The organism is Dietzia papillomatosis NBRC 105045, assembly GCF_001570845.1.
In the GTDB taxonomy this organism is placed as follows: domain Bacteria; phylum Actinomycetota; class Actinomycetes; order Mycobacteriales; family Mycobacteriaceae; genus Dietzia; species Dietzia cinnamea.
In genome coordinates, this window is the sequence record NZ_BCSL01000080.1 from 1 (window position 1) to 5,475 (window position 5,475).

Here is a 5,475-nt window from a genome sequence, read left to right on the forward strand (position 1 = left end):
CCGAGACGTTCCAGTCGATTTTCCCGGCGGCGTCAGCTTCGGCCAGGATCACGTGCAGGATCCGGTCCCAGGTGCCGTCCCGTGCGTAGCGGGCGTGACGCTTCCACACCGTCTGCCACGGACCGAACTCATCCCGCGGCAGATCCCGCCACGGAATGCCTGCTCGATAGCGGTAAGCGATCCCCTCGACGATCTTGCGATTGTCTCGAAACGGATGCCCCTGCCGCCCTGCATTTGAGGGCAACAGGGGCTCGATCCGCTCCCACTGCTCATCTGTGAACTGGCGAAACCGTGACCTTGTTTGCCCCATACGGCCACGGTCTCGCGGCGCACCGTTCAGCTTCGGGCGCCACGCCCTAGATTCACTACATGGCAGCCGTCGACATCTTCTCCGCCCTGGAACACCTTGCAGCCACCAGTCGTCTTGTCATCGACCGCCCCAGGGGAACACCACACCCTCGCTACGGCGAGGCGATCTATCCGCTGGACTACGGATATCTAGACGGCACCAGCAGTGGCGACGGTGACGGCATCGACGTGTTCGTGGGGTCGCTGATGCCACGCAGGGTCACTGCGGTCTTGATGACAGTAGATCCTGGCAAGCGAGACCTCGAAGTCAAGGTTCTTCTCGGCTGCACAGCAGCGGAATCAGAAACTGTACGCCACTTCGTCCAACGAGAGCTGGGCTTGGGTTGCCACCTCGTAATGAGCTAGATAGCTCACGTCACGGCGGTCGCCACTCACCTATGGGAGACACGCCCTAGCCGACATGCCCTGTGAGGAAGGCACGGCTCCATCTAGGCGAACCTCCAGAAAACAGGCGCCGAGTTACGCATCCGTACCAGAGGAAGACGCTCGTGGGTCCGCGAAACACCCTCGATGCTACTTATTCCTTAATGGGCAAACCGCGATCAATTCCCGCAGAATCTAGGACAGTACGTGTTGAAATCAAGGTATAAAGACTTCCGTCCGCTAACATGCCCCACTCACGGTCCATTCTCTTCCCTTCAATCTGACGCAGAAGCAGTTCCCCATCCCTCCCGAGCTCGCTGTGATCACACCTACTATGCTGATCGACATACAGTTCCGCATGACTATTGGGGCGGTAAACAACGGCACCACACGCTAAGTCGAGGTGCTTCAGCTCCTCCGGTCCATCCTGCCAACGGTAGACATTTCCGCGGAAACCGGAAAGCTGGGGCAACGGTTGGAGCGAAGTTCTCTCAGCGGCAAATTCTGTCACGGCCCTAGTACCGTCTGGCAACACGTCGACCATCCAGTCAAACGGCTCCGCAAGCACCACTCCTGGGACCACCAGCGGTATTCGTTGACTTAGTCTTGTTTGGAGCGACAGCTTTTCCTCTACATCGATGGGCAGAGTCTGCACAATCGCAGCTACGCGTTGGCCGTCTCGTCGATCCAAGAGGCCAACGAGGTCGAGTCCAGCAGTCCGTGCATCATGGGTTCCAACGGCCAACATTACGAATGTAGTAGTTCCCGCCCTTCCACTCGTGGGGACCGCCACCGAGCTAGGAGAAAAGTCCTTGGTCGGTAACCTCAACTGCGACTGCGGGAATTGTAAAGTGAGCAAGACTCGCCAGCCTGGCAGGACTTCGACTTTGGTCCCGCTCCACCTTTCTATCGCGCCTCGGTCACCGGGCCTGAGCTTGTCACGTACAGACTTACTAAATCCGAATTGCGAGTAACCATCTGAGTGCAAGCTGAACTTGAAATGGTCGGCGTGATTTCTAGGAGTTGCATACAGCTCATTCGAAACTGTGTTGCCCGTTCCCGTCCACACCCGCCACTCAGCTGAGCACCTACCATCAGGAGCCTGCACATAGAAGCGCAACACTGAGTTCTTTCCTCGCGCCATAGCTTCCATCTTACCGAAATAGCAACCATGACGTCGGCGGAACAGCGGGCGAAGGGACCAATGGGAACAGAACTGCGTCGACCGCGACGCCGGCCTGCAAGCCTCTCGCACATGAAAGCACGGAGGCAACAACCGGCCAGGCCATTGCGTCTATCGCGGCTTGGGCATCCCCGCGATAGGGCTCCGGGCAGGTTCACCTCTCCGTAGAAACAGGCACGCACGGGGACACGCGTGCCCACCCTCGCAGTCGTTTTAGATCGGCGGCTCATTATCGTCATCGTCCGCAGGTTCGATGCCTGTCCAACTTGCCAACAAATAGGCAATGTAGAGCGCACTTTCGATACCTGCGATCAAGCTCTCAACCCGTACGCGCTCTTCTTCGGTCCCCTTGTCCGCGTGCTTGATCCTTTGGAGCACCGTCCGTGCGGCGACGATAGCATTTGCGATAGCTAGGTGTAGCGGGGAGGGAATGAGTGAGGAGTCTTTAGCCACCTCGCCAGGCGCTGCCCCATAGACAAAGCAAACTGCTTCACCGCGCTTAGTTGGCAGAGTTTTCTCGTCGCGGGTGTATAGGTATTCCTTGGGCTTCGACGTGTTGTCCTGAATCCACTGGGCTGCATCGTTGCTATCAATATATTCGCGCAGAACTCGATCGACAAGCTCAACTAAAGAATGCGCAGCTTGCGATATGCCGTCCTCACTAGAATGCAAGGTCGTGCGCGCTCCTCGAACTTTGCGAAGGTAAACTTCGCTGGCTTCTTTTAGTCTCTGATGCGTCTGACGAGTGACCATTCCCCTTGCCTCACCTACAAGCAACTCGAGCTCTCGTGAACGAGAGCCGATGTTGCCGACCTTATTGTCGATAATCTCTCGCGGGATGAAGCGGCCAGCCATTGTTTCCACAAAGGAGTCGAATCTTGAGGCGAGTTCGATGAGCCGGACGCTCCGGAGTTCTTCGGGCAGCTTGTATTTCAGTTCGGGAACCTGCGCAAAATCGGACACATCTGCCCAGGCCTGAGCGACGGGCAGTCCAGCCCGGACCACAGCGCGCGCGGCCCAGGCGACAACCGCGCCATCCTCGCGAAGCGCCCTGGTGAGAGAGTCGAAACGAGATCCCCCTAACAGTCGTCGGGCAAAAACTACGTAGCCTCCGTTTCGCAGTTTTGAATGCCACTGTCTCCCGAACTCGACTACCGCCTGCTGGAACTCCCTCTCGCTCTCCCCGCCGTCTAAGATGAGGTAATCATCCAGAAAACTCGCTAGGGGCGCCCAGTCGAAACCGTCGAATAGTCTCTCCAGTTCAGCGGAAATTGAGCCCATCCACGATGAGTAGCTTTCGGCGTCTCGAGTGATCTCAGTTAGCCGCACAATCGCCTCAGCTACTATCGGCGCCCAAGGGGGTATGCCCAGAGACTCGAACTCTCGGGGAGAAAGTTTGCCGAGTTCCCGGGCGAGTGCCGACTTAGGTACCCCAGCTGGAGAGTGCACCTTCTTGACCACCTGATCTAACGGGAGCTCTCTGACGGAGCCGCAATCCTATAACTTCTCGAGGTGAGCGATCAGAGACTTAGCGCATCTATCTCGGTCGGATGGTCGCCCGGCGACGGTTCGGCCCATTGGTTCCGATTCTACTCTTCGACACAGACACTCCCATCATTTTCGTCGAGCGTCGTGCCTTCGGCCTCCCGCAGATCGGGGCGCAACCTCTCTGCGGCTGCTGGGCGGACAGTCAACACTCTGAGGGCCGAGTTGGGCACCGATCTCGGCACCGTAAAGCGTGTGGCAGTCCAGCTTGGCGATGGTGCCGAGTCCGTGCGGTCCTGGGTGCGTCAAGGTGACGTAGACGAAGATTACGTGGCGGGGTCAGCACGCGCGGGTCGGCGAGGATTAAGACTGTCGAGCTGGCGAGTCGTGAGCTCAAGCGGGCAGACGAGACTCTTGTCAAGAGTGCATCGAATGTCGTCGGCGCGGAGCGACGGGGTGGTTTTTAGCCCGTCATTACTGGACTACATTTCGACCGTTGTCAACAGCGGCGGCCGTATCCCCCGCAGCCCCCAACGGAGGTGACGTATCAGAAGAACCTCTACAGTTTGCCCGATGCCGGAAGCACTATGGACTTACCCCTGAGATGACGCGGGCCAGTCCGTACTGCGTCATATCTCTCCACGCTGTCGCTGCGTCTCAGTTCCATCGACCAGCTCGAAGTCACCCTGCCCCACCCCGCAGCATGGATCGCGATATCGCCTACTCGAACCTAAGAAGAGACATGTAATAATTATTTAAACGGAGTGGGTGACAGAATCACGTTCTCGGCCGCGGAGTGGTATCCGTACGAATGCAGTAAACTCTTTACTGCGAGGTGGTTCTCATTTTGGCTTGGGCCGGGGCCCACGTAAACACCAACTACGGACTCAGGCGGAAGGTCCCATGTTACGTAAGGCACTAGCTGCGTTGCCCTGCTTCGATAATTTGCCCCGTCGGAACCACGCCTTATTATTCGCCATTCGGCCTCCTCGCCGAAACCCTCATGCTTGAACTGGGCAGCAAACACGGCCAACTCACGCAAGTACTGATCCAACAGCTGCTCGCTAGGCCTGGGGGCCTGAGACCTGTCTAGTACAAATCTACGTAACCATAAGCTAGCAAGGTTCATTATATCGGACGAGTCTCGCAAGGTACCGCTGTATTTTACCTGCTTCAGCTTCGCTTCGGCTTCTTCTGGCATGCAGGCGACATCAATCCCGATGGCAAATCCATTAAGCCCTCCACAATAGCCTCGCCACTGACTTAGCAGGTCGGGGTTCTCCGAAAATGATGTAACGTAGCAGTGGATATGTCGAGGATATTCTCGGATCTCTACTCGGTCGATAACCTCACAGAACTTTCTGAGAAATTCCGCCTTCTCTTTAGGCGTCGAGGTAGAGCGCGGTCCATCCTGAGCCGAATCGGCCTCCGCGGCAGCGATGGCAGGCGCGATCAGTTCATCCCGCAAAATAGTTAGTCCATGAATTAGTTCCCGACTATCATTCAGGTATTCTACGGCTGTCGCCCGAAACTCAGGACGGCAGTCAAGAGTGCCCACTACATCTCGTGGTCGCACCACTGAATTGCCTCCCAGTATGCCGATGACTCCTGCAGCATCTGTATAGTGCCAGACTGTTTCTGGTTGGGCCACTCCTCTATCCTTTCAGCAGCAATAACTCGCAACCTTAGCCACCAGGCAGCTTTTTAGGGTCGCCGTCAAACCTATACTGATGGCCCTGGCTTCGTCGGAGGGGTTTGCTATTACAGGCGTCCTGTGTCGGAACAGAAGATGCATCGTGTGGTGGCCAGGATTCAATGGCCGCTGCCTTCCGACGGGGACGACAGCTAAAACTCGGAAGCTCCGCGTGCGGACTACGCTCCCCACTCGTCCCGGCTGTCTGCCCGGTGCCGGCCAACAGATTCGTAGCAGAACGCGGAAGAGCGTCTTGCCGTCAGCTCTTCTAGCCGAATGTCGAGTCGGGCCCGTAAGAGCTCCAGCCGCCGAGGTGCGGCTTGAGGTCTTCCGGCTTCGGGTCAGGGATCGGCGGCATCGCCAAAGCTTTCGTCAGCGGATT

Annotated in this window: 4 protein-coding genes; 1 reads left to right on the forward strand and 3 read right to left on the reverse strand. The window is 57.3% G+C overall.

What is annotated here, in order from left to right:
- The coding region (locus DPA01S_RS15715; protein WP_061917818.1) for a transposase at positions 1-310 on the reverse strand (310 nt) is incomplete at its 3' end.
- Between the two features lie 59 nt (positions 311-369).
- Here DPA01S_RS15715 and DPA01S_RS15720 point away from each other — a divergent pair.
- Positions 370-714 carry an inorganic pyrophosphatase gene (locus DPA01S_RS15720; protein ID WP_061917816.1) on the forward strand — a complete coding sequence of 115 codons (345 nt, stop codon included), beginning with the start codon at positions 370-372 and terminating at the stop codon, positions 712-714.
- Positions 715-2,128: 1,414 nt separating this feature from the next.
- Here DPA01S_RS15720 and DPA01S_RS16885 read toward each other — a convergent pair.
- Complete coding sequence (locus tag DPA01S_RS16885; RefSeq protein WP_157076990.1) at positions 2,129-3,196, reverse strand: hypothetical protein; 1,068 nt, start codon at positions 3,194-3,196, stop codon at positions 2,129-2,131.
- A gap of 955 nt (positions 3,197-4,151) precedes the next feature.
- Positions 4,152-5,051 carry a DUF2971 domain-containing protein gene (locus DPA01S_RS17630; RefSeq protein ID WP_157076991.1) on the reverse strand — a complete coding sequence of 300 codons (900 nt, stop codon included), beginning with the start codon at positions 5,049-5,051 and terminating at the stop codon, positions 4,152-4,154.
- Positions 5,052-5,475: the final 424 nt, after the last annotated feature.